Origin of the sequence: Pseudonocardia lacus (assembly GCF_018531445.1) — a bacterium.
Classification (GTDB): Bacteria; Actinomycetota; Actinomycetes; order Mycobacteriales; family Pseudonocardiaceae; genus Pseudonocardia; species Pseudonocardia lacus.
In genome coordinates this window covers 1-2,504 of the sequence record NZ_JAHDTH010000412.1, presented here as the reverse complement: position 1 = coordinate 2,504, position 2,504 = coordinate 1, and the positions used below count along the sequence as shown (strand labels likewise).

The window sequence follows — 2,504 nt, the reverse complement described above, 5'->3', positions numbered from 1 at the left end:
CGCGGCGGCCGCGTCGCCGGCCAGCACCAGCGCGCCGGCCATGCCCTCCCAGGCCAGCGCGTGGGCGCGCGGGTCGGTGAGGCGGCGGGCGACGGCGAGCGCCTCGCGCTGGTGGCGCAGGGCGGAGGCGGCGTCGCCGCGCAGCTCCGCGACGAAGCCCAGCTCGACCAGGATCAGGTAGTTGCCGGGCTCGTCGGCCAGCCCGCGCTGCCAGCGCAGCACCTCGGTCAGGTGGCGCTCGGCGGCGTCCAGGTCGCCCGCCCGGCGCGCGCCCAGCGCGAGGCCGATCAGGGCGAAGACGCGGCCGGCGCCGAACCCGTGCTCGACGGCGGCCCGCTCGGCGCGCTCGTGCAGCTCGCGGGCGCCGTCGAGGTCGCCGCGCAGCAGCGCCGCGCGCCCCATCCAGGACAGCTGGTAGCTCACCTCGGCCCACATGCCCAGCCGTTCGGCGGTCCGCAGCCCGGCGCGGTGCTGGGCGATGGCGCCCTCGTAGTCGCCGGCGATCTCGGCCAGCGAGCCCAGCGCGAACGTCGTCTGCACCTGGCCCCAGCCCTCGCCGACCTCGTCGAACAGCGCGGCCGCCCGCAGCGCCGCCTCGCGGGCCCCCTCGGGGTCGCCGCGGGCCAGCACCTGGGTCGACCGGTCGGCCAGTGCGGCGCCCACGCCCCAGCGGTCGCCCATGGACTCGAAGGCGCGCAACGCGGCGTCGGTGTGGCGGGTGGCGGCGGGCATGTCGCCGACGGTGGTCAGCACGTAGCCGAGGAACCAGCGGGTGCGGGCGTCCGCGCGCGGGTCGTCGCCGGTCAGGGGAGGGTCGAGGGCGAGCGGTGACGGCGCGTCGCCGTCCAGGACGCGGAGCGCGGCCAGCCAGGCGCGGGCCCTGGCCCGCGCGCCCTGCTCCGGGCCGGGCAGGCCCAGTGCCCTGCGCAGCTCGCGCTCGGCCTCGCCCAGGCGCCCGCGCAGGAACCGGTACCAGGTCAGCGCGCCGGCCAGGCGCAGCGCCCCCGCGGTGTCGCCGCCGGGGCGGCCCAGGTGCTCGGCGGCCGCGCGCAGGTTCGGGGTCTCCCGGTCGAGCAGCGCCAGCGCCGCGCCCTGCCCTCCGCCGTGCAGCTCGGGCGCGGTGCGCTCGGCCAGCGCCAGGAAGTGCGCGGCGTGCCGGTCGTGCGCGCCGCCGTCCTCACCGGCCTCGCGCAGCCGGTCGAGGCCGTACGCGGCGACCGTCTCCAGCAGCCCGAACCGCGGCCCGGCCCCGTTCGGGCGGCTGACCACCAGCGAGCGGTCGACCAGCCGGGCGAGGACGTCGAGCACGTCGTCGACGTCGGGGCCCGCGCAGACGGCCTCGGCGGCGGCCAGGTCGCAGCCCTCGGGGTGCACCGCCAACCTGCGCAGCACCGCGCGCTCGTCGTCGGCGAGCAGCCGCCAGCTCCAGTCGACCACCGCGCGCAGCGTGCGCTGCCGCTGCGGGCCGCCGCGCCGCCCGCCGGCGAGCAGCCGGAACCGGTCGTCCAGGCGCTCCAGGACGCCCTGCACGCCGAGCGCGCGCACCCGCCCCGCGGCCAGCTCCAGGGCCAGCGGGAGGCCGTCGAGACGGCGGCAGATCGCCGCGACGGCGGTCGTGCCGGTGGCGTCGAGGACGAATCCGGGGGCGGCCGCGGCGGCCCGCTCGGCGAACAGGGCCACCGCGGCGAACGCCTCCGGGCGCGGGGCACCCGGCGGGGGCACGGCCAGCGGGCGCACCTCGTGCAGCACCTCGCCGACGACCCCGAGCGGCTCGCGGCTGGTGGTCAGCACGCGCAGCGCCGGGGCCGCGCCCAGCAGCCGGGACACCAGCGCGGCGACCGGCTCCACGACCTGCTCGCAGTTGTCCAGCACCAGCACCACATCGCGGGTGCGCAGCGCGGCGCCCAGCCGCTCCCCGAGGTCGGCCGGGCCGTCGTGCATGCCGAGGGCCGCGGCGACGGCCTCGGCGACCCCGACGGCCTCGGGGGAGCCCGCCCGGTCGAGCCCGGCCAGCTCGACGAGCACGACCTCGCCGGGCAGGTCGTCGGCCACCGCGACGGCCAGGCGCGTCTTGCCGACGCCGCCGGGGCCGGTCAGCGTGACCAGCCGGCCCGTGGCCAGCGCCGCCCGCACCGCGCGGACGTCCTCGGTCCGACCGACCAGCCCGGACAGTGGCGCCGGCAGCGGCGCGCGGCGCGGCGGGGGAGCGGGGGCGTCGAGCGCGGGGTCCTGGGCCAGGATCTGCCGCTGCAACCGGCCCAGCTCCGGGCCGGGTTCCAGCCCGGCCCGCTCGACCAGGCGCGCCCGCAGCGCGGCGTACGCGTCCAGGGCGGCGTCCTGGCGGCCGGCGCGGTGCAACGCGCGCATCAGCAGGCCGTGCAGCCGCTCGTCGGTGGGGTGGGCGGCGGCGAGGTCGGTCAGCTCGCCGACGAGCCCGGCGCCGTCGCCGGCGTCCAGCACGGCCTCGGCGCGGTCCTGCACGGCCGCGAGGCGCTCGTCGTCGA

At 80.2% G+C, this 2,504-nt stretch carries 1 protein-coding gene; it reads right to left on the bottom strand.

Features of this window, described 5'->3' with window-relative positions; all coding sequences use genetic code 11:
• Window positions 1-2,504, bottom strand: a 2,504-nt coding sequence (locus KIK08_RS38600; RefSeq protein ID WP_214408263.1) for an ATP-binding protein, incomplete at both ends; no start/stop codon positions are given.